At 63.4% G+C, this 21,323-nt stretch carries 22 protein-coding genes and 1 pseudogene; 11 read left to right on the top strand and 12 right to left on the bottom strand.

From position 1 onward, the window contains the following. Nucleotides 1-42 precede the first annotated feature (42 nt). Nucleotides 43-834: an FAD binding domain-containing protein gene (locus AC2FMD_RS11065; RefSeq protein ID WP_496741326.1), complete on the top strand. Its 792-nt coding sequence runs from the start codon at nucleotides 43-45 to the stop codon at nucleotides 832-834. Between the two features lie 36 nt (nucleotides 835-870). On the opposite strand, the gene AC2FMD_RS11060 is transcribed toward AC2FMD_RS11065, so the two are convergent. Next, nucleotides 871-1,770 (bottom strand): MurR/RpiR family transcriptional regulator, encoded by a 900-nt coding sequence (locus AC2FMD_RS11060; protein WP_496741324.1) that lies wholly within the window; start codon nucleotides 1,768-1,770, stop codon nucleotides 871-873. An 88-nt stretch (nucleotides 1,771-1,858) separates the two neighbouring features. Between AC2FMD_RS11060 and AC2FMD_RS11055 the strand changes: the two genes are divergently transcribed. Both AC2FMD_RS11055 and AC2FMD_RS11050 read left to right on the top strand, forming a co-directional pair. Then, nucleotides 1,859-2,623 carry a beta-keto acid cleavage family enzyme gene (locus AC2FMD_RS11055; RefSeq protein WP_496741322.1) on the top strand — a complete coding sequence of 255 codons (765 nt, stop codon included), beginning with the start codon at nucleotides 1,859-1,861 and terminating at the stop codon, nucleotides 2,621-2,623. 1 nt (nucleotide 2,624) lies between these two features. Then, nucleotides 2,625-3,941: an aspartate aminotransferase family protein gene (locus AC2FMD_RS11050; protein WP_496741320.1), complete on the top strand. Its 1,317-nt coding sequence runs from the start codon at nucleotides 2,625-2,627 to the stop codon at nucleotides 3,939-3,941. 63 nt (nucleotides 3,942-4,004) lie between these two features. Here the strand turns inward: AC2FMD_RS11050 and infC are convergent, their stop codons facing one another. The 7 genes and pseudogenes from infC to cobA all read right to left on the bottom strand — a co-directional run. After that, nucleotides 4,005-4,466: a translation initiation factor IF-3 gene (gene infC / locus AC2FMD_RS11045; protein WP_496741392.1), complete on the bottom strand. Its 462-nt coding sequence runs from the start codon at nucleotides 4,464-4,466 to the stop codon at nucleotides 4,005-4,007. 244 nt (nucleotides 4,467-4,710) lie between these two features. After that, nucleotides 4,711-5,544, bottom strand: coding sequence for a ferredoxin--NADP reductase (locus tag AC2FMD_RS11040; RefSeq protein ID WP_496741318.1), 834 nt, complete (start codon nucleotides 5,542-5,544; stop codon nucleotides 4,711-4,713). An 89-nt stretch (nucleotides 5,545-5,633) separates the two neighbouring features. Then, nucleotides 5,634-6,041, bottom strand: a complete 408-nt coding sequence (locus AC2FMD_RS11035; RefSeq protein ID WP_496679776.1) for a DUF934 domain-containing protein — start codon at nucleotides 6,039-6,041, stop codon at nucleotides 5,634-5,636. Further along, nucleotides 6,038-6,799 (bottom strand): phosphoadenylyl-sulfate reductase, encoded by a 762-nt coding sequence (locus tag AC2FMD_RS11030; protein WP_496741316.1) that lies wholly within the window; start codon nucleotides 6,797-6,799, stop codon nucleotides 6,038-6,040. Before AC2FMD_RS11030 ends, AC2FMD_RS11035 begins: the two co-directional genes overlap by 4 nt. Beyond that, nucleotides 6,789-8,453, bottom strand: a complete 1,665-nt coding sequence (locus tag AC2FMD_RS11025) for a nitrite/sulfite reductase (protein ID WP_496741314.1) — start codon at nucleotides 8,451-8,453, stop codon at nucleotides 6,789-6,791. Before AC2FMD_RS11025 ends, AC2FMD_RS11030 begins: the two co-directional genes overlap by 11 nt. Nucleotides 8,454-8,519: 66 nt before the next feature. Beyond that, nucleotides 8,520-8,834: a DUF2849 domain-containing protein gene (locus AC2FMD_RS11020; RefSeq protein WP_496679783.1), complete on the bottom strand. Its 315-nt coding sequence runs from the start codon at nucleotides 8,832-8,834 to the stop codon at nucleotides 8,520-8,522. Further along, nucleotides 8,834-9,592: pseudogene (gene cobA, locus AC2FMD_RS11015) on the bottom strand (uroporphyrinogen-III C-methyltransferase); the annotation flags it as partial. The gene AC2FMD_RS11020 and the pseudogene cobA, both read right to left, overlap by 1 nt. Nucleotides 9,593-9,754: 162 nt before the next feature. Between cobA and AC2FMD_RS11010 the strand changes: the two are divergent. Further along, nucleotides 9,755-10,234 carry an Lrp/AsnC family transcriptional regulator gene (locus tag AC2FMD_RS11010; RefSeq protein WP_149775231.1) on the top strand — a complete coding sequence of 160 codons (480 nt, stop codon included), beginning with the start codon at nucleotides 9,755-9,757 and terminating at the stop codon, nucleotides 10,232-10,234. Here the strand turns inward: AC2FMD_RS11010 and AC2FMD_RS11005 are convergent, their stop codons facing one another. Then, a complete protein-coding gene (locus AC2FMD_RS11005) occupies nucleotides 10,235-11,416 on the bottom strand; it encodes a cytochrome P450 (protein ID WP_496795071.1) in 1,182 nt (393 codons plus the stop codon). A gap of 47 nt (nucleotides 11,417-11,463) precedes the next feature. On the opposite strand from AC2FMD_RS11005, the gene AC2FMD_RS11000 reads away from it, so the two are divergent. The 5 genes from AC2FMD_RS11000 to AC2FMD_RS10980 all read left to right on the top strand — a co-directional run bounded on the left by AC2FMD_RS11000 (nucleotide 11,464) and on the right by AC2FMD_RS10980 (nucleotide 17,861). After that, a complete protein-coding gene (locus tag AC2FMD_RS11000; protein WP_496794999.1) occupies nucleotides 11,464-13,197 on the top strand; it encodes a sensor histidine kinase in 1,734 nt (577 codons plus the stop codon). Continuing rightward, a complete protein-coding gene (locus AC2FMD_RS10995) occupies nucleotides 13,194-14,423 on the top strand; it encodes a sigma-54-dependent transcriptional regulator (protein ID WP_496794998.1) in 1,230 nt (409 codons plus the stop codon). The genes AC2FMD_RS11000 and AC2FMD_RS10995 overlap by 4 nt, the downstream gene beginning before the upstream one ends. Nucleotides 14,424-14,694: 271 nt before the next feature. Further along, complete coding sequence (locus AC2FMD_RS10990) at nucleotides 14,695-15,696, top strand: DctP family TRAP transporter solute-binding subunit (RefSeq protein WP_496713163.1); 1,002 nt, start codon at nucleotides 14,695-14,697, stop codon at nucleotides 15,694-15,696. 111 nt (nucleotides 15,697-15,807) lie between these two features. Continuing rightward, nucleotides 15,808-16,485 (top strand): TRAP transporter small permease, encoded by a 678-nt coding sequence (locus tag AC2FMD_RS10985; RefSeq protein ID WP_496679794.1) that lies wholly within the window; start codon nucleotides 15,808-15,810, stop codon nucleotides 16,483-16,485. Continuing rightward, a complete protein-coding gene (locus AC2FMD_RS10980) occupies nucleotides 16,485-17,861 on the top strand; it encodes a TRAP transporter large permease (RefSeq protein WP_496688260.1) in 1,377 nt (458 codons plus the stop codon). The genes AC2FMD_RS10985 and AC2FMD_RS10980 overlap by 1 nt, the downstream gene beginning before the upstream one ends. 42 nt (nucleotides 17,862-17,903) lie before the next feature. Here the strand turns inward: AC2FMD_RS10980 and AC2FMD_RS10975 are convergent, their stop codons facing one another. Together AC2FMD_RS10975 and tpiA are read right to left on the bottom strand one after the other, a co-directional pair. After that, complete coding sequence (locus AC2FMD_RS10975) at nucleotides 17,904-18,710, bottom strand: hypothetical protein (protein ID WP_496794997.1); 807 nt, start codon at nucleotides 18,708-18,710, stop codon at nucleotides 17,904-17,906. A gap of 64 nt (nucleotides 18,711-18,774) precedes the next feature. Then, on the bottom strand, nucleotides 18,775-19,521 hold the full coding sequence (gene tpiA, locus AC2FMD_RS10970; protein ID WP_496741304.1) for a triose-phosphate isomerase: 747 nt from the start codon (nucleotides 19,519-19,521) through the stop codon (nucleotides 18,775-18,777). 133 nt (nucleotides 19,522-19,654) lie between these two features. Here tpiA and AC2FMD_RS10965 point away from each other — a divergent pair, with 133 nt between their 5' ends. After that, a complete protein-coding gene (locus tag AC2FMD_RS10965) occupies nucleotides 19,655-20,569 on the top strand; it encodes an isopenicillin N synthase family dioxygenase (protein ID WP_496741302.1) in 915 nt (304 codons plus the stop codon). On the opposite strand, the gene AC2FMD_RS10960 is transcribed toward AC2FMD_RS10965, so the two are convergent. Beyond that, entirely contained in the window at nucleotides 20,566-20,931 is a 366-nt protein-coding gene (locus AC2FMD_RS10960) for a HesB/IscA family protein (protein WP_149775221.1), read from the bottom strand. The two genes, AC2FMD_RS10965 and AC2FMD_RS10960, sit on opposite strands and share 4 nt — an antisense overlap. A gap of 194 nt (nucleotides 20,932-21,125) precedes the next feature. On the opposite strand from AC2FMD_RS10960, the gene AC2FMD_RS10955 reads away from it, so the two are divergent. Then, complete coding sequence (locus AC2FMD_RS10955; RefSeq protein ID WP_496741300.1) at nucleotides 21,126-21,293, top strand: hypothetical protein; 168 nt, start codon at nucleotides 21,126-21,128, stop codon at nucleotides 21,291-21,293. Nucleotides 21,294-21,323: the final 30 nt, after the last annotated feature.

The raw sequence follows: 21,323 nt of genomic DNA, 5'->3' as shown, positions 1-21,323 counted from the left end.
AGATGAAGGGCGGTTCCTCGCCTTTCGGAAAGGAAGAGCGAAATGTACAATTTCGAGTTCAAGAGTCCCTCGACCATTGCCGACGCGGTTGCGGCATTGGCGGGGGAGGATGCACAGGCGTTGGGGGGCGGGCAGACCCTGATCCCGACTATGAAACAGCGCCTTGCTGCGCCCGAGACACTGGTGAGCCTGGGCGGCATTCCCGAATTGAAGGGGGTGTGTGTCGAGGATGACGGATCGATTGCCATCGGTGCAGCGACGACCCATGCGACCGTGGCGCGAGAGGTTGCCGACAAGTATCCGGCGCTGGCCGATCTTGCCGGACATATCGGAGACCCGGCCGTGCGCAATCGGGGAACGATCGGCGGTTCGCTGGCCAACAACGACCCCGCGGCCTGTTACCCGGCGGCGGTGTTGGGATCGGGTGCCGTGGTCGTGACCAATTCCCGTCAGATCGCTGCCGATGACTTCTTTCAGGGCATGTTCACCACTGCACTGGACGAGGGGGAGATCATCACTTCGGTTCGGTTCCCGGTGCCGCAGGCTGCGAGCTATCAGAAATTCCTGCAGCCGGCCTCGCGCTTTGCATTGGTTGCCGTGTTCCTCGCGCGCTTTGCCAGTGGGGTGAGGGTGGCCGTAACCGGGGCCAGCGAGGATGGTGTGTTCCGCTGGACCGAGGCCGAGCAGGCGCTGAACAAGGAGTTCCGGCCCGATGCCCTGATGGACCTGCGGGTCAATCCGATGAACATGATCGGAGATCTGCACGGCAGCAAGGAGTACCGCGCCCACCTGGTGGGCGTGATGACACGACGGGCCGTGCAGGCCTGCATCTGACATCGCAACTGCGAAAAGCCCCGGTGATGGGGCTTTTCATTTGGAGCGCAGGCGCGGCAGTTTGGCGGGTTGCCAATATGCGCCTGCGTCTTCGCGGGCTTGCTGGTATCGGCGGACCCGTTCTGCGGCGGCGTCACCGCTCTGCGCGAAAAGGTGACCCAGCAGAACTTCGATTGCGGCCATGGACCCGGAAAAGCTTGAAAACAGATGTCTCGACCGTGTGCTGACCGTCAGGGTCACGTCCGCGTCAATGCCCGGCGCGATTACGTCGCTGTCGGCCAGCAGGATCAGCCGAAGCCCCCGGTTACGGGCAAATCGCATGGCTTGGATCGTATCGGCGGAATAGGGGTACACCGTCATGGCAAACAGGCAGTCACCATGATCGGCCTCGAGAAGATCGTCGATGGCTGATCCCATGTGGCGCGGGATAAGGTGCAGGCCGGGATACGCCATTCGGCCCGCATAGTGGAAATAATAGGCCAGCGCGTAGCTGGCGCGCGTGGCGGTCACGAAGCACCTGCGCGCCGAAGTCATGAGTGTCACCGCGCGCTCCACCTTGGCCGGATCCAGCAGGCGCAATGAGCGCGCCACCACGTTCAACTCGTTCCGGGCGAATCCCGCCTGGGCGGCGCCGAACTCTCCGCTGTCGGCCATGCGCGACAGCCAGCCTTGATTGAGCCGGTCTTCCCGGTCGGTTGTCAGGTCGTGGCGGAACGGTCTTCGAAAGTCCTCGAAACGCTCATAGCCCATGTACCGTGCAAGCCGGATGACCGCGTTCGTGCTGACGCCGATCTTGTCAGCCGTGGTGCGGATCGAATCCAACGCGAAATCGGCCGGGTGGTCGATGACATACTTGGCGGCGGCCTGAAGCTGGGCCGGCATACGCTCGATCTCATGGCGCAGCCGGTCGATCAGTTGAGGGGTCGAGTTTTGCATGAGAGAAGAAAAACATATGTTATGAAAATTTCAACCACAAAACAGCGTGCTGAGGTATACATCTCGGGCAGAATGAACGGATGAGACCATGAGCGAAACTCAACGGCCAAAGATGCTTCCCTATGTGCTGGTCGCTCCGAATGGGGCGCGCCGTCAGTATTCGGACCACCCGGCGATCCCATTGACGATCGGCGAGATCGTGGCGGCGGCACGGGCCTGCCATGCGGCCGGTGCCGATGGTCTGCACCTGCATGTGCGTGAAGGTGACGGGACGCACTCGCTGGATGCGGGGAAATACCGCGAGACACTGGCCGAGTTGCGCCGCACCGTTCCCGCGCTGGACATCCAGATCACCACCGAGGCGGCAGGCATCTTTGATGTTGCAGCGCAGTACGACTGCCTGCGTCTGGTTCAGCCCGCATGGGCGTCGATCGCGGTGCGAGAGATGGCCCGCGCGCCCCAGCTGGCAGAGCGGGTTTATGCGCTGTGCGCCGAACAGGGCACGCGGGTTCAGCATATCCTGTATGATGCGGCCGATGCGGAGCTGTTGCGGGACTGGCAGGCGCGCGGTGTCGTGCGGGCCGGGCAGGAAGAACGCCTGCTTGTTTTAGGGCGCTATGCGACGGGCCAGGAATCCCTGCCCGCCGATCTGGACGCCTTTCCCGAAACCCACGCGCCATGGATGGTGTGTGCGTTCGGCCGGCGCGAACATGACTGTTTGCTTGCGGCTGCGTGTCGTGGCGCTGATGTGCGGGTTGGGTTCGAGAACAGCCTGACGGACGCCGATGGAAATATCTGGCCGGACAACGCAGCCTCGGTCGCGGCGCTTGTGGCCCGTTTGAAAGGACTTTGACATGAGCCATGTTTTTCCCCGCCACACCAAGGCCCAGTTGCCAACAGCCGCCAAGGGCGACGGGTGTTATCTGATCGATACTCTGGGCAAACGGTACCTAGATTGCGGCGACGCGGCGGTATCGTGCCTGGGGCATTCCGACCCTGAGGTGATCCGCGCGGTGCAGGAACAGGTTGAAAAGGTCGCTTTTGCCCATACCGGGTTCATGACGTCGGAACCGGCCGAGGCGCTGGCGGATCTGCTGATCGCACAGGCGCCGGGCGAGCTGGAGCGGGTCTATTTCGTCTCGGGCGGGTCCGAGGCGACCGAAGCGGCGATCAAGCTGGCGCGTCAGTATTTCCTGGAAGTCGGGCAGCCCGAGCGCTCGCGGGTCATCGCGCGCCGCCAGAGCTATCACGGCAACACGCTGGGGGCGCTGTCGGCCGGTGGCAATGCGTGGCGCCGGGCGCAGTTCGCGCCGATGTTGATCGAGATGAGCCATATCGCGCCCTGCTATGAATATGCCGAGAAGCAGGACGGCGAGACCAGCTTTGACTATGGCCAGCGCGTCGCGGATGAGCTTGAGGCCGAAATCCTGCGGCTGGGGCCGGACACCGTGATGGCCTTCATCGCCGAGCCGGTGGTCGGGGCCACGCTGGGGGCGGTGCCGGCTGTCGAGGGCTATTTCAAGCGGATCCGCGAAATCTGTGACCGCTACGGCGTTCTGTTGATCTTGGACGAGGTCATGTGCGGCATGGGCCGCACCGGCCACCTGTTCGCGTGCGACCACGATGGGGTCGCGCCGGATATCCTGTGCATCGCCAAAGGGTTGGGGGCCGGGTACCAGCCCATCGGTGCGACCCTGTGTACTGGGGCAATCTACGAGGCGATCCGCGACGGGTCGGGGTTCTTCCAGCACGGGCATACCTATGTCGGTCATCCGGTCGCGACCGCGGCGGCGCTGGCCGTGGTGCAGAAGCTGACCGATCGCCACCTGCCCGAGCGGGCGCGGGCGATGGGAGATGCGCTGCACGAAAGGCTGCAGGCCGCTTTCGGCCAGCACCCCAATGTCGGCGACCTGCGTGGGCGCGGCCTGTTCCGCGGGATCGAGCTGGTGGCCGATCGTGACACGCGCGCGCCGTTCGATCCGGGCCTGGGCGTGGCAGCGAAGATCAAGAAGGCAGCGTTTGACGAAGGGCTGATCTGCTATCCCATGTCCGGCACCCGCGATGGCCGGAACGGCGACCATATCCTGCTGGCGCCGCCATTCATCATCGAAGAAGTGCAGCTGGACGAACTGGTCGAAAAGCTGGGCCGCGCGATGTCGCGGGTGATCTGAGCCGGCCAACGAAAAAGGCTCCCTCGATCCGAGGGAGCCTTGATGCCCTGAACAGGTGCTGGGTTACTTCTGTGGCAGCGGCCCGATCATCATGATCATCTGGCGGCCTTCCATCTTCGGCATGTTCTCGATCTTGCCGATTTCCTTGACGTCCTCGGCCACGCGCTCAAGCAGTTCGCGCCCCAGATTCTGGTGCGCCATCTCGCGGCCGCGGAAGCGCAGGGTCACCTTGACCTTGTCGCCCTTCTCAAGAAACTTGACCACGTTCCGCATCTTCACGTCATAGTCATGCGTGTCGGTGTTGGGCCGGAACTTGACCTCTTTCACTTCGATGATTTTCTGTTTCTTGCGGGCTTCGGCTTCGCGCTTCTGCGTTTCGTACTTGTACTTGCCGAAGTCCATGATCTTGCAGACCGGCGGATTCGCGTTGGGCGAAATCTCGACCAGGTCCAGGCCGGCGTCGGCGGCGAGTTGCATGGCTTTGGCGGGATGAACCACCCCGATATTTTCACCATCGGCGCCGATCAGGCGGATTTCGGGGGCACGGATCTTGTCATTGACGCGCGGGCCGGTGTCGCGTTGCGGCGGCGCGTTGTGAGGTCTGCGAGCTATGGGTTCATTCCTTTGATAATTGCAGAATTTCGAGCCGGGAATTTAAACTGAGACCCCGCGTCTTTCAAGCGGGATAAAGCAGGCGGCGCGCGAAATTCTTTGCCCCGACCGCGCCCGGGGCGGCGGCCGGCGCCTGGGGCACCGGCCATTTCCTACTTCAGCCGACAAAGGCCTTTTCGATCACGAACTCTTTCGGGTCGGAATTGGCGCCTTCGCGCAGGCCGAACTCTTCGAGAATGGCCTTGATGTCGTGGTTGAAGGCCAGCGACCCGCAGACCATGGCGCGGTCGGTTTCGGGCTTGATCCCGCCCTCGATGCCCAGATCCTTGAACACGGTGCCGTCCTTCAGCAGGTCGGTGATCCGGCCCATCTTGGGGCTCTGTTCGCGGGTGGTGGTCGGGTAATAGCGGATCTTGTCGGCAAAACCTTCGCCGATCAGTTCGGACAGCATCTCGTCCTGCTTGATCTTCTCGATCAGTTGGCGGCCGTATTCCAGATCGGCCACCTCGCGGCAGGTGTGGGTGATGATGACCTCGTCATAGTCCTCATATGTCTGCGGTTCGCGAAGCAGCGAGGCAAAGGGCGCAAACCCGGTGCCGGTTGCAAAGAACCAGATCCGTTTGCCCGGCAGCAGCGCGTCATGCACCAGCGTCCCCACCGGCTTGGGCCGCAGGATGATCTGGTCGCCCTGCTTGATGTGCTGCAGTTTCGAGGTCAGCGGGCCGTCCGGCACCTTGATCGAGTAGAATTCCAGCTCGTCATCCCAGGCTGGCGAAGCGATGGAATAGGCGCGCAGCAGCGGTTTGCCGTTGTCGCCCAGAAGGCCGATCATCACGAACTCGCCCGAGCGGAACCGCAGCGATTGCGGGCGCGTCACCTTGAACGAGAACAGACTGTCGGTCCAGTGCTTCACTTCGGTGACGGTCTGAGCGTCAGGCAGGGTAGGGGCCTTCACGGCGGTTGCTTCGGTCACGGGCTTCATCTCGGTCATCGTTTCACCTGCCGGTCTGCTAAACCGGCATCTCCGTTTAATCTTTGATCCATGTCAGGAAAAGGGGGCAGATTGCCCCGTTTGTCGCGTCAGCCGCGCAGGCGGGCCTGATAGTCGTGGCCCTGCCAGTTGGCGCGGGCCAGCCATTGGTCCTCGGGCTGGCGGGCGGCAAGCTCGGCGTCGATCTCGACCTCGTCGAAGCCGCTGCGCCGTGCCATTGCGTATTGGTCGGCCAGAACGTGCCCCTTGGCGCGCAGGCGGCCGGTATAGCCCTTTAGGCGCAGGACGCGCGCGATGGTGAAACCGCGCCCGTCGGCGAAAGAGGGGAAATCCACCCGCACCATCTGTGCATTGCCCAGCCGCTCGAACAGCGCGTCGGGGTCGGTGTCCGACGTCACGTCCAACGCGATCACGTCGTTTGCGGCATCGTCCAGCGAGACGAAGCCGTCGGTCCAGTCATCGGGGGCAAAGCCCCCATCGGTCACGATAACAGTCATGTTTTCTCTCCGCTGCGCACCATCTTGCCGTTCACGAAATGGATGCCGCATTCTTCCTTGTTCTGATCGCGCCAGCGCCCGGCGCGGGGGTCTTCGCCTTCCTTCACCGGCGAGGTGCAGGGCGCACAGCCGATCGAAGGGTATCCCTTGGCCACCAGCGGGTGCCGCGGCAGCCGGTTTTCTTCCATGTAGGCGCGCACGTCCTCGGGCGCCCAGTGGGCCAGCGGGTTGACCTTGATCCGGCCGGTGCCGTCCTCGACCTCAAAGAATTCGAGTGCGGCGCGGGTGCCCGACTGGAACCGCTTGCGCCCGGTGATCCAGCCGTCATAACCCGCCAGCGCCCGCTGCAGCGGGATCGTCTTGCGCAGGGTGCAGCAGGCATCCGGGTCCTTCAGCCGTAGCGCGCCATAGGGGTCGTCCCGCTGCAGGTCCTCTTCGTCGGCGCGGATGACCCGCACGTTCTTCAGCCCAAGGCGCTCGCTCACCTCCTGCTGATAGATCAGCGTCTCGGCGAACAGCATCTGGGTGTCCACGAACAGCACCGGGGTGTTCTTGTCGATCACCGCAGCCATGTGCAGCAACACCACAGACTCGGCACCAAAGCTGGAAACCAGGGCGATCTTGCCCGCATTTTCCAGCGCCCCATGCATGACGTCGTGGGCGCTGTGATGCCGGTAGCGGGCGTTGAGCGCCTCGACCTTCTCGGTCAGCACCTGGCGCTCCTTGCCCAGCTCGGTCTGGATTTCGTCAAGCGGCATTGGCCCGGGCCTCGGGGTAGAGGGCCGCCTTGAACGGGGCCATTCCAATCCGGCGATAGGTCTCCAGAAAGGTCTCCTCGGGGCTTTCGCGCTGGTCCAGATAGGTCTCGATGATCCGCTCGATGGCCGGAACGATCTCGTCATAGGCAAAGCCCGGACCGGTGCGGTCGCCGATGGCGGCCGTTTCGGTGGCGTCTCCGCCCAGCGTGATCTGGTAGTTCTCCACTCCGGCGCGATCCAGGCCCAGGATGCCGATATGGCCCACATGGTGGTGCCCGCACGCGTTGATGCAGCCCGAAATCTTGATCTTCAGGTGGCCGATGTCGTGCTCCAGCTTCAGCTCGTCGAACCGGGTCGCGATCTGCTGCGCGACAGGGATCGAGCGGGCCGTCGCCAGCGCGCAATAGTCCATGCCGGGGCAGGCGATGATGTCGCTGATCAGGCCGATATTCGCGGTGGCCAGTCCGTGCTCTTTCAGCTTGGCGTGGATCGCGGGCAGGTCCGATTTGTGGACATGCGGCAGGATCACGTTCTGCTCGTGGCTGATGCGCAGCTCGTCATAGGCGTATTGCTCGGCCAGATCGGCCATCACGCGCATCTGCTCGGCGGTCGCATCACCCGGCGTTGCCCCGTGCTTCTTGAGCGAGATCGTGACGATCGCGTGATCCGCCTGCTTGTGCGGTGCAATGTTGGTGTCTATCCACGACCGGAAGACCGGGTCGTTCGAATAGGCGCTCTCGAACGCCGCGACCGAGACTTCGCGGAAGGCGGGCGGCGCGAAATGCGCCTTGATCTGATCCAGCAGCGCCATGTCGGCGCCCTTGAACTGCGGGCGCACCTGCAGGAAGCGCTCGTTCACCTTGGTGCGGATGGCGTCGATGCCGTGTTCATGCACGGTGATCTTGATGCGCGCCTTGTACTTGTTGTCGCGCCGGCCGATCTGGTTCCAGACCGAAACGGTGGCCTCGAGATAGGCCAGCAGGTCGTCGAAGGCGACGAAATCAGACAGCTCCTTGCCGATCATCGGCGTGCGGCCCAAGCCGCCCCCCACCAAAACGCGGGCACCCAGAACGCCGTCGCGCTCGACAAGTTGCAGGCCGATGTCGTGGGCCTTGATCACGGCACGGTCGTGCTCGGACCCGGTGATGGCGATCTTGAACTTGCGTGGCATGAACTGGAATTCCGGGTGGTCTGTGGACCACTGGCGCAGCAGCTCGGCATAGGGGCGCGGATCGGCGATCTCATCCGCGGCGGCACCGGCGAAATGGTCGGCGGTCACGTTGCGGATGGTGTTGCCGCTGGTCTGGATCGCGTGCAGGCCGACCTCGGCCAGCGCGTCCAGCATGTCGGGCACGTCGCGCAGCTTGGGCCAGTTGTACTGAATGTTCTGGCGCGTGGTGAAATGGCCGTAACCCTTGTCCCACTTCTCGGCCAGCAGGGCCAGCTGACGCATCTGGGCGCTGTTGAGCGTGCCATAGGGGATCGCCACCCGCAGCATGTAGGCGTGCAGTTGCAGATACAGGCCGTTCATCAGGCGCAGGGGCTTAAACTCGTCCTCGGTCAGCGAACCGTCGATGCGGCGCTCGACCTGGGCGCGGAACTGCTTGTTGCGTTCGGTCAGAAAGGCTTTGTCAAACTCGGAGTAGCGATACATGGTCTGGCTGTCCTTTTTGCAGCCCCGGAGCCCGGGGCCTTTTTATGGGGAGAGAGGGGCCTAAGGTCAGGCCCGGGGCTGCGGGGAAGATTCCTGTTTGCCGTGGGCATAGTTGGACGGGCCGGTGCGGCGGAAGTCTTCCCGGAAATGGGTGGGTTCGGGGCCGTTTTCCCCGGCGACGGCATCGGCCAGATAGGCGCCGACGATCTTGTCCACCTGCCGCTGCGCGTCCAGCAGGCGCAGCTGCGCGTGCGCTTCGTCGGTGATCAACTCGGCCTCGCGCAGATCGCGCGACCAGCGGTCATCGGCGGTCAGATAGATCACGTCGCCTTCCAGCAGATCGTTGGCGGTAACGACTTTCGGTGTAAAAGCGCGGGCCATCAGGCGTGCTCCTTCTTCAATTCGGTTGCGGCCCGGACCGCGGCGCGCGGGGCAAGGCCATAGAACATCAGCGCAGGGCCGGTCATGTCGGCTTGCGACAGGTCGGACGCCAACCGGTCCAGCGTGGTTTCCAAAATCCGCTGGTCGGGGCGCGAGGCGTTTTCGATCAGGGTAACGGGCGTGGCCCGGTCGGCGCCGTGCATGAGCAGGCGACCCTGGATGAAACGGGCGGATTTCTTGCCCATGTAGATCGCGGCCACCGACCCCGGACGCGCCAGCCCGGCCCAGTCGTGATCGGCAAAGCCTTGCATGTCGTGCCCGGTCAGGAACCGGACCGACGAATTGCGGCCTCGGCGCGTCAGGCTTTGCCCGATGCTGGCGGCCGCGGCCGAGGCGGCGGTGATTCCGGGAATGATGGCCCAGGAAATGCCCGCCGCATCCAGCGCTTCGATTTCTTCGTCTAGGCGGCCAAAGACGGTGGCGTCTCCGGATTTCAGGCGCACCACGCGCTGCCCTTCCAAGGCCAGCCGTACCAGCAGTGCGTCGATGTCCTCTTGCCGCCACGAGGGGCCGAAACCGGCCTTGCCCACGTCGATCAGCCGGGCCGACCGGCCGGCGATCTGCAGGATGGCGTCGCTGATCAACCGGTCGTGCAGCACCACGTCGGCCCTGCCGAACGCGGTCAGAGCCTTGACCGTCAGCAGGTCCGGATCACCGGGACCCGCGCCGACGAAATCGACATGGCAGGTCTTTTGGGCTGTGTGCGTTTGTTGCATCTGGGCGGTCCGCCGGTTGTTTGACTTGACCTGCAATATAGGAAATATTCCCCATTATTCGCCAGATTGCGCGACAAATAAGAACGAACGTTCCAATGGATCCACCATTCAGGACGTGAGTTTCGAAACGAAAGGAAAATTGGAATGTCGGTGCGCATTGACGACATGGATCGGAAAATTCTGGCCGAGCTGCAGCGCGACGCCAGCCAGTCGCTGGACGAAATCGCGGCCCGCGTCGGCAGTTCGAAGACGCCGGTTTGGAATCGCATCCGCAAGATGAAGGGAGCCGGGATCATCGGGCAGCAGACCGTTCTGCTGGATGCCGAGGCGCTGGGGTTCGAGGCCACGTTCTTCGTACTGATCCGTACCTCGGAACACGAGGCCGACTGGCAGCGCAAGTTCCTCAAGGCCCTGCGTGATCGTCCCGAAGTGCAGGAGGCGCACCGGCTGGCGGGCGATATCGATTACATCCTCAAGGTGCGGGTCAGGAACGCGCGCGCGTATGATGCGTTCTATCAGGCGCTGATTTCCGAGGTGCGGGTCTACAACGTGACCGCCCTGCTGTCGATGGAAGAGATCAAGTCGACCACCATGCTGCCCCTTAACGCGCTGGCCGAGGCCTGATCAGACCCGCACCATCAGCCGTCGCAACCCGTGGAAGTGGTAGCTGTTGGAATAGACCGGCGGTTCGGTCAGGTGCAGGCCGGGGCAGCGGTCGAACAGGATGGGCAGGGCGATGCGCATTTCCAGCCGCGCCAGCGGCGCGCCGACGCAGAAATGCAGGCCGCCGCCAAAGCTGGTGTTGGTCTGGATCTCGCGCGTCGGGTCGAACCGGTCGGGGTCGGCCCATACCGAAGGGTCGCGATTGGCCGCCCCCAGCAGCAGCGCCACCTGGTCGCCGCGGGCAAAGCTGTGACCGAATACCTCGGCCTCCTCGTAGGCGTACCGGGTGAACATGTGCAGTGGCGGGTCATAGCGCAGGATCTCCTCGACCGTGGCGTCGATGCGGTCGGCTGTCAGCGCCTCGGCCCCGGTTCCCGTCTCAAGCAGGGTTTTCACGCCGTTGCCGAGGGAATGCACCGTCGCCTCGTGACCGGCATTCAGCAGCAGGATGCAGGTGGCGATCAGTTCATCGCGCGAAAGTTTCTCGCCGTCCTCCTCGGCGGCGATCAGCCGGGTGATCAGGTCGTCGCGCGGGTCTGAGCGGCGCTGATCGACGTAGTCGTTCAGAAACGCGGTGAACGCGGCGGATGCGCGGGCGGCATCGTCCTCGGTATGGCGCGTGCGGCTGGCCTGATACATGGCCACCATCGCGTGCGACCAGTCCAGCAGTTGCGGCGCCATGGATTCGGGCACACCCAGCAGGCGGCAGATCGTGATTACCGGAACCTGGGTGCAATAGGCATCCAGCAGGTCGAAGCGCGCGTCCGGGAAGGCGTCGATCAGGTCATGGCACAAGCGTTCGATATCGGGCGCCAGCGCGGTGATCGCCCGCGAGGTGAAGGCGCGCAGCACTAGTGACCGCAAGCGGGTATGGCGGGGCGGTTCGGTCTCAAGCAGCGAATGCGCCTCGACAGTAAGCCAGGGCGCCAGGTGGTCTGGGCCCGCGGTCGCCTGCTCGGGTGGCACCTCGCGCCCGAACCGCCGGTCGCGCAGCAGGGCCTGCACGGCGGCATGAGACACTGCGGCGGGCATGTCATATTCGGGCCAGTACACCAGATCGCTATGCTGTCGCGCGGTGTGATAGAACGCATAGGGGTTCTGCACGAAGGTTTGGTCGGTGGGGGCTTGCGACAGAATGATCATGGCCGACAGACTTGCCATGAGCCTTCGTGAATGCAAGACCCTGTAACATGCAAAGGCTTCTTGTTCCGGTCGGTTTTCTGTTGGCGGTCGCGCTGTTGGCGGCCGGGGTGTGGTCTTACGGCTATCGTCAGGCCCTGTTTCAGCTGAGCGAAAAGGCACAGGCCGATCTGGAACTGGCTTCGGACCGGCTGAGCTCGCAGTTGCAGGTGTATCAGGAACTGGCGGTTCTGATGTCCGAGCATCCGGCGCTGCGCGATCTGGAGACCGAGGCCGACCGGGCCGCCGCGCGGGCGCTGCTGCTGGAGGTCGCCGACAAGTCCTCGGCGGTGGATGTGATTTTTGCGGATACTTCGGGTCGCGTGCTGGCCGCGGCGCTGGACGTGGTGGGCGGCAATGTGGCCGGCCTCTCGGCGTTTCGGCGCGCGATGCAGGGCGCCCTGGGCAGCGCGCATGGCGTGCTGGGGGAAACTGGGAACCGGATCTATTCCTACGCCGCGCCGTCCTTTGCGCCCGACGGACGGGTCAGAGGCGTGTTGATGGTGATTGCCGATGTCGAAGATGTCGAACGCACCTGGCGCGGCAGCACCGAGGCGGTGTTCTTCGTCGACCGGTCGGGGCAGGTCTTCATCACCAACCGGTCCGAGCTGCTGTTCTGGTCCCGACCACCCGGCGTGGTGGGCCTGCGGCCACCCGGTCAGCCGGCGGGGGACTTCCGGTCCACCCGGATCGGTCCGCATGAAGTGTGGACCATCGGCTGGGGCCCGTATCTGCCCCGGCGGGCCTTGCACCTGACCCGGGATCTGCCTGTGATCGGCATGACCGGAGAAGTGCTGATGGATGTCGCACCGGCCCGCCGGCTTGCCGCCTTGCAGGCGGCGGCGGTCGCGGCGATCTGCATGGCCTTCGGGGCCTTGCTATTTCTGGCCACTGAACGTCGGCGCACCCTGGCGCAGGCCAACGCGGTCCTGGAAAGCCGCGTGGCCCAGCGCACCCGCGCGCTGACGGCCGCGAACGCCGCCCTGCGCCGAGAGGTGGCCGAACGGCAGGAGGCCGAAGCCGCGCTGAAACGCGCGCAGGCCGATCTGGTCCAGGCGGGCAAGCTCAGCGCACTTGGCAAGATGTCGGCCGGCATCAGCCACGAATTGAATCAGCCGCTGATGGCAATCCGCCAATTCGCCGACAACGGCGCCGCCTTTCTGGCTCGGGACAACACCGAAAAAGCGCGCGAAAACCTGGGTCGTATCTCGGACATGGCCGCGCGGATGGCGCGTATCATCAAGAACTTGCGGGCCTTTGCGCGCAATGAGAGCGAGCCGATGGGCAAGGTCGATCTGGTGCAAGTGCTGAACACCGCCGTCGAACTGACCGAAAGCCGCCTGAAATCCGATGGCATCGCCGTGGACTGGCAACCGCCCAATACACCCGTTCCGGCCTGGGGCGGCGAGGTGCGGCTGGTGCAGGTTTTCGTGAATCTCATCAACAATGCCGCAGACGCCATGGAGGGCCGCGACCGGCGGCAGCTGACCATCACCCTTGACCGGGCCGAGCGCATCCGGGTCGGCATCCGCGACACCGGTCCCGGCATCGCCGACCCCGACCGCGTGTTCGAGCCGTTCTATACCACCAAGACGGTCGGCTCGTCCGAGGGCATGGGGTTGGGCCTGTCCATCTCGTACGGTCTGGTGCAAAGCTTCGGCGGCGAAATACGCGGCGCCAACACGGAGGATGGTGCCGTATTCACCGTCGAACTGGAACCGTTCGAAAAGGAAGTCGCCGCATGATCCGCTCGGTCCTGTTGGTAGATGATGACGCCGCCGTGCGCGAGGCCCTGGCCCAGACGCTGGAACTGGCCGAACTGACGGTCATTCCGGCGGGGTCGTTCGTGGCCGCCAAGGATCATATCCACGCCGGCTTTCCCGGCGTGATCCTGTCGGACATCCGCATGCCGGGGCGCGACGGGTTTCATCTGCTGTCGTATGCCCGGTCGGCCGATCCCGACCTGCCGGTAGTCCTGCTGACGGGCGAGGGCGACATACCCATGGCGGTGCAGGCCATGGGGCAGGGAGCTTTCGACTTTCTTGAAAAACCCTGCGCGGCCGCGGATCTGTTGGCAGTGCTCGATCGGGCCTTCGCCAACCGGGCCGAAGTGCTGGCCGAACGCCGGGCAAAACGCGAGTTGGAAAAGGGCGACCCGGCCGCGCGGCTGCTGTTCGGACACTCCCCCCAGGCCGAGGACCTGCGCGCCCGCGTGCGCAGCGTGGCCCCGACCCAAGCCGAGGTTCTGGTGACTGGTCCGCCGGGCAGCGGCATCTCGAAGGTCGCCGAGGTGGTCCACCTGATGTCGCCGCGGGCGCAGGGACCGTTCGTCAAGCGCCCGGCGGCCGGGCTGACGGCGCAGGATCTGCGTCAGGTGGCTGGGGATGCGGCTGGTGGCTCTCTGTTTCTGGACGAGGTGTCGGCGATGCCCGAGGCCACACAATACGCCACGCTCGACCTGATCGAGGCGGGCGCAGGGGTGCGCATCATCGCCGGCACGACCGCGGATCTTGCCGCGCTGGTGGCCGAGGGTCAGTTCAACGCCGATCTGTTCTATCGGCTGGACGTGATGCGGGTTCGGGTGCCGTCCCTGGCGGAACGCCCCGAAGACATCCCCGTGATCTTTCGCCACTATGTGGCTCAGGCGGCAGAACAGGCCGGGATCGCCGCGCCCGAGGTCACGCCCGAACACCTGGCCAGCCTGATGGCGCGCGACTGGCCGGGCAACGCCCGGTCGCTGATGTCGGCGGCCATGCGATTTGTCCTGGGTATGCCGGAGGAGGTGGCGACGGCGGCCGATCTGGGACTGGCCGAGCAGATGGCCCGGGTCGAGCGGTCGCTCTTGATCGCAGCGCTGGGGCGGCACAACGGCAAGGCCTCGGAGGCTGCTCGGTCGCTGAAGCTGCCGCGCAAAACCTTCTATGACAAGCTGGCGCGCTATGGCATCCGCCCGGAGGACTATCGCCGCTAGGCCGTTGGCGATTCGCAGGCGATTCGACAGGTGTGCGGATTTTCGCACGGGTGGCCACCTTGGTGTGCGGATTTTCGCACATCGCGCCCCCGGCGGTCAGACAAGCATGTTGAATACGCTTTTCAACAATCAGATAATAAACAGAAAAAATCAAAATTCGCGCAAAATCTCCGAAACGTTGATTGGCTACCTCCGATTCGCTTCACTTCTTCGCATCTGGCGCCTTGGTGGGCGCCAACGGAGGTTTCAAAACGTCTGGGAGGACACCAACATGAAATTTCTTGCAACAGCTGCGACCGCTCTGGCCCTGTCCGTGACCGCTACGGCCGGCTTCGCCCAGTGCGATGAGGGCGAGATCGTCGTCAAATTCGCGCATGTGACCAACACCGACAAGCACCCCAAGGGCATCGCCGCCTCTCTGCTGGAAAAGCGCGTGAACGAGGAAATGAATGGCAAGATGTGCATGGAGGTCTATCCGAACTCTACGCTCTACAACGACGACAAGGTGCTGGAGGCGATGCTGCAGGGTGACGTGCAACTAGCCGCGCCCTCGCTGTCGAAATTCGAGAAGTTCACCAAGCAGTTCCGCCTGTTCGACCTGCCGTTCATGTTTAAGAACATCGACGCGGTGGATGCCTTCCAGGCCTCCGAGGCCGGTCAGGCGATGAAGGACAGCATGCAGCGCCGCGGCCTGCAGGGCCTGGCCTTCTGGCATAACGGCATGAAGCAGATGTCGGCCAACAAGCCGCTGACTCTGCCCAGTGATGCAAACGGACTGAAATTCCGCGTGCAGTCGTCTGACGTGCTGGTGGCACAGATGGAAGCCATCGGCGGCAGTCCGCAGAAAATGGCCTTCTCGGAAGTCTATGGTGCCCTGCAGCAGGGCGTTGTCGACGGGCAGGAAAACACCTGGTCGAACATCTACGGCAAGAAGTTCTTCGAGGTGCAGGACGGCATTACCGAAACCAACCACGGCATCATCGACTATCTTGTCGTGACCTCGGTGGACTGGCTTGACAGCCTGGAACCGGACGTGCGTGAGCAGTTCCTGACGATCCTTGCCGAGGTGACCGAGCAGCGAAACAAAGAGTCGTTCGCGGTCAACGAACAGGCCAAGCAGGCGATCATCGACGCCGGCGGCACCATCCGCCAGCTGACGCCAGAACAGCGTCAGGCCTGGGTCGACGCGATGAAGCCGGTCTGGGAGAAGTTCGCCGGCGACGTTGGTCAGGACAAGATCGACGCGGCGCAGGCCATCAACGCCGGGTTCTGATCCGGCCGCGCCCGACCCCTTGGCAACCTGCGCGTTGCCGAGGGACGGGCAGGGCGGGCCCGACGGCCCGCTACTAATTCTCTCAATGAAAAAAAACGTGGGGACAGAAAGATGTCTGGTGCGAAATCCGGCCCGACCGGGCTGGTCGACCATATCGAAGAAACCCTGATCGCGGCGTTGCTTGGTTTGATGACCGTGGTGACCTTCGCCAACGTAATCGCGCGCTTCGTCTTCAATTCCAACATCCTGTGGGCGCTGGAACTGACCGTGTTCGCCTTTGGATGGCTGGTTCTGCTGGGAGCGTCGTACGCGGTCAAGAAGCACGCCCATCTGGGTGTGGATGCGATCCTGAACATGCTGGCGCCTGGGCCGCGCCGGATCATGGCGCTGGTATCCGTTGGCTTCTGTTTGATCTTCTCGCTGCTGATGTTGAAAGGGGCCTACGACTATTGGGCCGTATTTGCCGACCTACCGCCGACCTCGGGGCGCTGGTTCCCCACAGGCTTTGACTTTTCGGCCCGCAGCCAGAGTTTCTATGAGGTCGACGACATTCCCATGGTCGCGCCGTTGCGCTTCCTGGAAGACCTCATAAACTATGGCGAACATTACGAAAAACTTCCCAAAGTCGTGCCTTATCTGGTGCTGCCGGTTTCCATGCTGCTGTTGGTGATCCGCTTCGCCCAGGTGGGCGTGCAGATCTGGCGCGGTGAAACCGACCGTCTTGTAGCCAGTCACGAAGTCGAGGACGAAATCGAAGAAGTCCGGGCCCAGCAGGGAGAGCATGACTGATGGACGTTGTCTTTCTTTTCTCAATGGTCGTGGGGCTGCTGCTGATCGGCGTTCCGATCGCGGTGGCGCTCGGCCTCAGCTCGACCCTGTTCCTGCTGATCTATTCCGACAGCTCGCTGGCCTCGGTCGCCGCAACGCTGTTCGAAGCCTTCGAGGGGCATTTCACCCTGCTGGCGATCCCGTTCTTTATCCTGGCCTCGTCCTTCATGACGACGGGCGGGGTGGCGCGGCGGATCATCCGTTTTTCCATCGCCTGCGTCGGACACCTGCCGGGCGGTCTGGCGATTGCTGGCGTGTTTGCGTGTATGCTATTCGCGGCCTTGTCGGGTTCGTCGCCCGCAACAGTGGTTGCCATCGGGTCGATCGTGATCGCCGGGATGCGGCAGGTGGGCTATTCGAAAGAATTCGCCGCGGGGGTGATCTGCAACGCGGGTACGCTGGGCATCCTGATCCCGCCGTCGATCGTGATGGTCGTCTATGCCGCCGCCGTCGAAGTGTCGGTGGGCCGGATGTTCCTGGCCGGCGTGATCCCGGGCTTGATGGCAGGACTGATGCTGATGGTGACGATCTATGTCATGGCCAAGGTCAAGAACCTGCCCAAGGGCGATTGGCTGGGCTGGGGCGAGATCTTTGAATCGGCGCGCGAGGCGGCCTGGGGTCTGTTCCTGATCGTCATTATCCTGGGCGGTATCTACGGCGGGATTTTTACCCCGACCGAAGCCGCGGCGGTGGCGGCTGTTTACGCCTTCTTCATCGCCAGCTTCGTCTACAAGGACATGGGACCGCTACGCACGGCCGATGGCGAACAGAATATGTCGCTGCTGAAAAAGCCCCATGCCTTGATCACCGCGTTCTTCCATGCGGACACCAAGCACACGTTGTTCGAGGCCGGCAAGCTGACGGTGACGCTGCTGTTCGTGATCGCCAACGCACTGATCCTCAAGCATGTTCTGACCGACGAGCAGGTGCCGCAGCATATCGCCAACGCGATGTTGTCAGCGGGGCTGGGGCCGGTGACCTTCCTGATCGTGGTGAACGTGATCCTGCTGATCGGCGGTCAGTTTATGGAGCCCTCGGGGCTGCTGGTCATCGTGGCGCCCTTGGTGTTCCCGATCGCCATCGAACTGGGCATCGACCCGATTCACCTAGGGATCATCATGGTGGTCAACATGGAGATCGGGATGATTACGCCGCCCGTCGGTCTGAACCTGTTCGTCACCTCGGGCGTCGCAGGCATGCCGATGATGAGCGTGGTCCGCGCCGCGCTGCCCTTCTTGGCGGTGCTGTTCGTGTTCCTGATCATGGTCACCTACATCCCGTGGATCTCGACGGTGTTACCGAACACCTTCATGGGCCCCGAGATCATAACGAACTAGCGGGAAAGATCCGATCCGAACCGGTGCGCCGGTTCGGGTCCCTCAGGCCGGGTCGCCGTATTTCGCCAGATAGTCCGCGACCCACCGGATGCCCCCGTAGCCTCGCCGCCGCCGTGCGCCCCAAGATCCGATGTCATCGTTGACAAGTTCATCGGGATTGGGCCGGCCATTGAAGATCACGATCTTGGGGCGCCGGGGCAGGTTTCGGTAGGGTCTGTAGACCAGGCCGAACGGCCAGTAGGGCACCAGATGAATCAGTCCGATGCACCAGTTCTTGGGGAAACACCGACGCTTGTAGGCTAGGTCCGAGATATAGTTCTGGTCGTTTTCGTATTTCGGCAGATGGGTGTCGCCGTCAAAGTCGTCGAACAGGTGATATTGCTGGGACGGGACAAAGCCCACCACGGATGAATTGCCACGGGTGACCTTGTTCATCAGCCACGGCACAAGATCCCAGACACCAGCCGGAATCATCCGCCAGACGAAGCCGCGGAATTTGGGCATCAGATACAGCCCGCCCTTGTCCAGCGTGATCTGAAACAGCGGATCGAGATCGCCGGTGATCAGCAGGTCGAGGTCCAGAAACAGCGCCGCATCGTACTGGCCGACGAGCCGGCGGTCAAACATCTGCAGCTTGGGCCATTTTCCATGCGTCCACAGCGGGCGGTCCAACTGGGGAAAGGCAAAGGGCTGCCGTTTGATGCCGGGCTCGAGCCCCGTGAAATCATCGGAAATGCAGATGAAGTCATGCTCGATCGACAGGTTGTCCTGAACCGACCGGTACAACAGGTTGACGTATTCGGGGCCATAGACATCGCCCCATTTCATGCAGATGACACAGACTTTCATGGTTCCGGTCCCGGGTTTCAGGTGATCGCACGGCCAGGCCGGCATCCATGTGGCAGTAGACGGGTCAGGCCTGTTCGAGCGCCGAGATGATGCCCGAGAAATCGCGGGCCTTCAGGCTGGCCCCGCCGACCAGCGCGCCATCCACGTTCGACACGCCGAAGATCTCGGCCGCATTGGCCGGTTTTACCGAGCCGCCGTACAGCAACCGCACCGACCGCCCCACGCCCTCGCCGAACCGCCGTTCAAGCCGGGCGCGGATGAAGTCGTGAACCTCGCCGATCTCGTCAAGCGTCGGGACCTTGCCGGTGCCGATGGCCCAGATCGGCTCGTAGGCGATCACCAGGTTTTCGCCGGTCGACTGGTCGGGCACCGACCCCGACAGTTGCCCGCCGATGATGTCCAGCGTATTGGCTGCCTCGCGCTGCTCGAGGCTTTCGCCGACGCAGATGATGGCGATCAGTCCGGTATCCATGGCCGCGCGGGCCTTGGCGCGCACGTCCTCATCCTGTTCGCCGTGGTCCTCGCGCCGCTCGGAATGCCCCAGTATTACATGGGTCGCACCCGCGTCCTTCAGCATCTCGGCGCTGATGTCGCCCGTATGCGCGCCTGAGCGTTCGGCATGGCAGTCCTGACCGCCGATGGCGATGCCACCCCCGACCGTCTGCGCCGCGCGGTGGATCAGGGTGGCCGGTGGGCAGATCAGGATGTCGACCGTGGGCGCGGGGTGGCTTTGTTTCAGCGTTTGCAACTCGGACAGCGCGGCCCCGGTTCCGTTCATCTTCCAGTTGCCTGCCGCCAGCTTGCGTCGCATGTCGGGTCCTCCGCGGTCGTTGATGCAAATATGGTCGCATCCCAGTTAGCACCGCTGGTCGGGCGTGACAATTCCGGTTGCAGAGCACCGGGTTCGCCGCCACTCTGCGGGGGCCAATTTGCCCTGTATGCCGATGATTGACGACCTTAATCTTGCGAAACTGGACCACCGCGCGCCCGAGGACCTGACGCGCCTTGCCGATGCTGCGCAGCGGGTCGGGTTTCTGACCGTCTCTAATACCGGATTGACCGCAGATCGCGTGCGTTCTGTCATCGAGACCTACCGCGTGTTCTTTCACCTGCCGCGCGCCGACAAGCGGGCCGTCGACATGGCGCGGACGGGCGCGAACCGCGGCTGGGGCGCGCCCGGGTCCGAGCAGGTCGACCCGGACGCCAACCCCGATTACAAGGAAGTGTTCGATTGCGGGTTCGAACTGCCGCCGGGAAACCCGTACCAGGGCCGGGGGCTGAGCGTCTATGCGCCGAACTTGTGGCCCGTGCAGCCGCCCGAGTTTCGCGCCGTCATCCAGGCCTATTACGCGGACGCCTGTGCCGTGGCGATGCGGATCCTTCGGGCCATTGCCTGTGCCCTGGGGCGGGATGCAAACAGCTTCGACCGAGCATTCGATACGCCGATGGCCTTGCTGCGCGGCAACTACTATCCCCGGCGCCCGGACTGGGCGGGTGACAAGGATTTCGGAATCGCCGCGCATACCGACTATGGCTGTCTGACCCTTCTGGCCACCGACGGCCAGCCCGGGCTCGAGGTTCAGATGCCCGGGGGCGAATGGCAACCGGTGCAGGCTGACCCCGGCACCTTCATCATCAATTTCGGGGAAATGCTGGAATTCTGGACCGCCGGGCGCGTCAAGGCCACCATGCACCGCGTCAGGGGCGGCCGGGACGAGCGGATCTCGGTTCCGCTGTTCTTCAACCCCTCCTACGACACAAATGTCGCACCGCCCGGTTCAGGCCGGACGATCAGCGCCGGGGAACATCTGACCCGGCGCTTTCAGGAAACTTATCTGCACCTGAAACAGAACCCTTAGCCCTGCTGGGCCAGCGACTCGTCGAACTTGATCGATTCGCCGCAGCCGCAGGCATCGACCACGTTAGGATTCTTGAATTTAAACCCCGATTCCAGCAGCGAGGTTTCATAGTCGATTTCCGTGCCGAACAGGAACATCTGTGCCATGGGCGCAATCATTACCCGGGCGCCGTCCTGTTCGACGACCTCGTCATTCGGGTCGGCCTGATCGACATATTCCATTGTGTATTCCATGCCGGCGCATCCGCCCTTTTTGACGCCGATGCGCAGGCCGGCATGGCCGCCCGACTTCATCAGCCGAACGATCTGCTCGGCCGCTTTCGGGGTCATCGTCACGGCTTGCTTGCCGGGAATGCCAAACATCATGCTCTCCGTATTCGCGCGTTGTTCATAATCTAGGGTGGCCGAGGGCAAGGCTCAAGCCGGCCCAGTGGTTTCGTGTCTTTTTCTGCCGGGCGCGCCTCGCCCATGACCGAGATTGCCCGTGGCGAGCATCCCTATACGCTGAAGGCGGTTCGGTGTGATCGCGCCACCGCTTTTGGACAGGAGGCCTGGAAATGATACGATCCTCATTCAAACCGATCCTGTGCGGCGTCGTCGCTGCCCTGTCCGCCTCGCCGGCCGTGGGTGATCCGGCCAAGCATCCGGTCGATTGCACCACCGCCGAGGGCGATCTGAGAGCCATTTCCGTCGAACGGAAAAATGCCCGGGCGCAGCAGGTCTAAAGCATTCTGGTCATCACGCCGACCGGCGCC

This window comes from Ruegeria sp. BHSC276, assembly GCF_059612945.1.
The sequence above is the reverse complement of the archived record's forward strand: the minus strand, read 5'-3'. Positions and strand labels throughout refer to the sequence as shown.

Coding starts and splice junctions, on each gene's coding strand:
- AC2FMD_RS11030 (WP_496741316.1), bottom strand. CDS start 6,799: ATGCCGCTTGACGAAATCCAGACCGAGCTGGGCAAGGAGCGCCAGGTG.
- AC2FMD_RS10985 (WP_496679794.1), top strand. CDS start 15,808: ATGTCTGGTGCGAAATCCGGCCCGACCGGGCTGGTCGACCATATCGAA.
- AC2FMD_RS11020 (WP_496679783.1), bottom strand. CDS start 8,834: ATGGCCCGCGCTTTTACACCGAAAGTCGTTACCGCCAACGATCTGCTG.
- AC2FMD_RS11040 (WP_496741318.1), bottom strand. CDS start 5,544: ATGACCGAGATGAAGCCCGTGACCGAAGCAACCGCCGTGAAGGCCCCT.
- AC2FMD_RS11035 (WP_496679776.1), bottom strand. CDS start 6,041: ATGACTGTTATCGTGACCGATGGGGGCTTTGCCCCCGATGACTGGACC.
- tpiA (WP_496741304.1), bottom strand. CDS start 19,521: ATGCGACGCAAGCTGGCGGCAGGCAACTGGAAGATGAACGGAACCGGG.
- AC2FMD_RS10975 (WP_496794997.1), bottom strand. CDS start 18,710: ATGAAAGTCTGTGTCATCTGCATGAAATGGGGCGATGTCTATGGCCCC.
- AC2FMD_RS11000 (WP_496794999.1), top strand. CDS start 11,464: ATGCAAAGGCTTCTTGTTCCGGTCGGTTTTCTGTTGGCGGTCGCGCTG.
- AC2FMD_RS10965 (WP_496741302.1), top strand. CDS start 19,655: ATGATTGACGACCTTAATCTTGCGAAACTGGACCACCGCGCGCCCGAG.
- AC2FMD_RS11055 (WP_496741322.1), top strand. CDS start 1,859: ATGAGCGAAACTCAACGGCCAAAGATGCTTCCCTATGTGCTGGTCGCT.
- AC2FMD_RS10995 (WP_496794998.1), top strand. CDS start 13,194: ATGATCCGCTCGGTCCTGTTGGTAGATGATGACGCCGCCGTGCGCGAG.
- AC2FMD_RS10955 (WP_496741300.1), top strand. CDS start 21,126: ATGATACGATCCTCATTCAAACCGATCCTGTGCGGCGTCGTCGCTGCC.
- AC2FMD_RS11060 (WP_496741324.1), bottom strand. CDS start 1,770: ATGCAAAACTCGACCCCTCAACTGATCGACCGGCTGCGCCATGAGATC.
- AC2FMD_RS11065 (WP_496741326.1), top strand. CDS start 43: ATGTACAATTTCGAGTTCAAGAGTCCCTCGACCATTGCCGACGCGGTT.
- AC2FMD_RS10990 (WP_496713163.1), top strand. CDS start 14,695: ATGAAATTTCTTGCAACAGCTGCGACCGCTCTGGCCCTGTCCGTGACC.
- AC2FMD_RS10980 (WP_496688260.1), top strand. CDS start 16,485: ATGGACGTTGTCTTTCTTTTCTCAATGGTCGTGGGGCTGCTGCTGATC.
- AC2FMD_RS11025 (WP_496741314.1), bottom strand. CDS start 8,453: ATGTATCGCTACTCCGAGTTTGACAAAGCCTTTCTGACCGAACGCAAC.
- AC2FMD_RS11010 (WP_149775231.1), top strand. CDS start 9,755: ATGTCGGTGCGCATTGACGACATGGATCGGAAAATTCTGGCCGAGCTG.
- AC2FMD_RS11005 (WP_496795071.1), bottom strand. CDS start 11,416: ATGATCATTCTGTCGCAAGCCCCCACCGACCAAACCTTCGTGCAGAAC.
- AC2FMD_RS10960 (WP_149775221.1), bottom strand. CDS start 20,931: ATGTTTGGCATTCCCGGCAAGCAAGCCGTGACGATGACCCCGAAAGCG.
- AC2FMD_RS11050 (WP_496741320.1), top strand. CDS start 2,625: ATGAGCCATGTTTTTCCCCGCCACACCAAGGCCCAGTTGCCAACAGCC.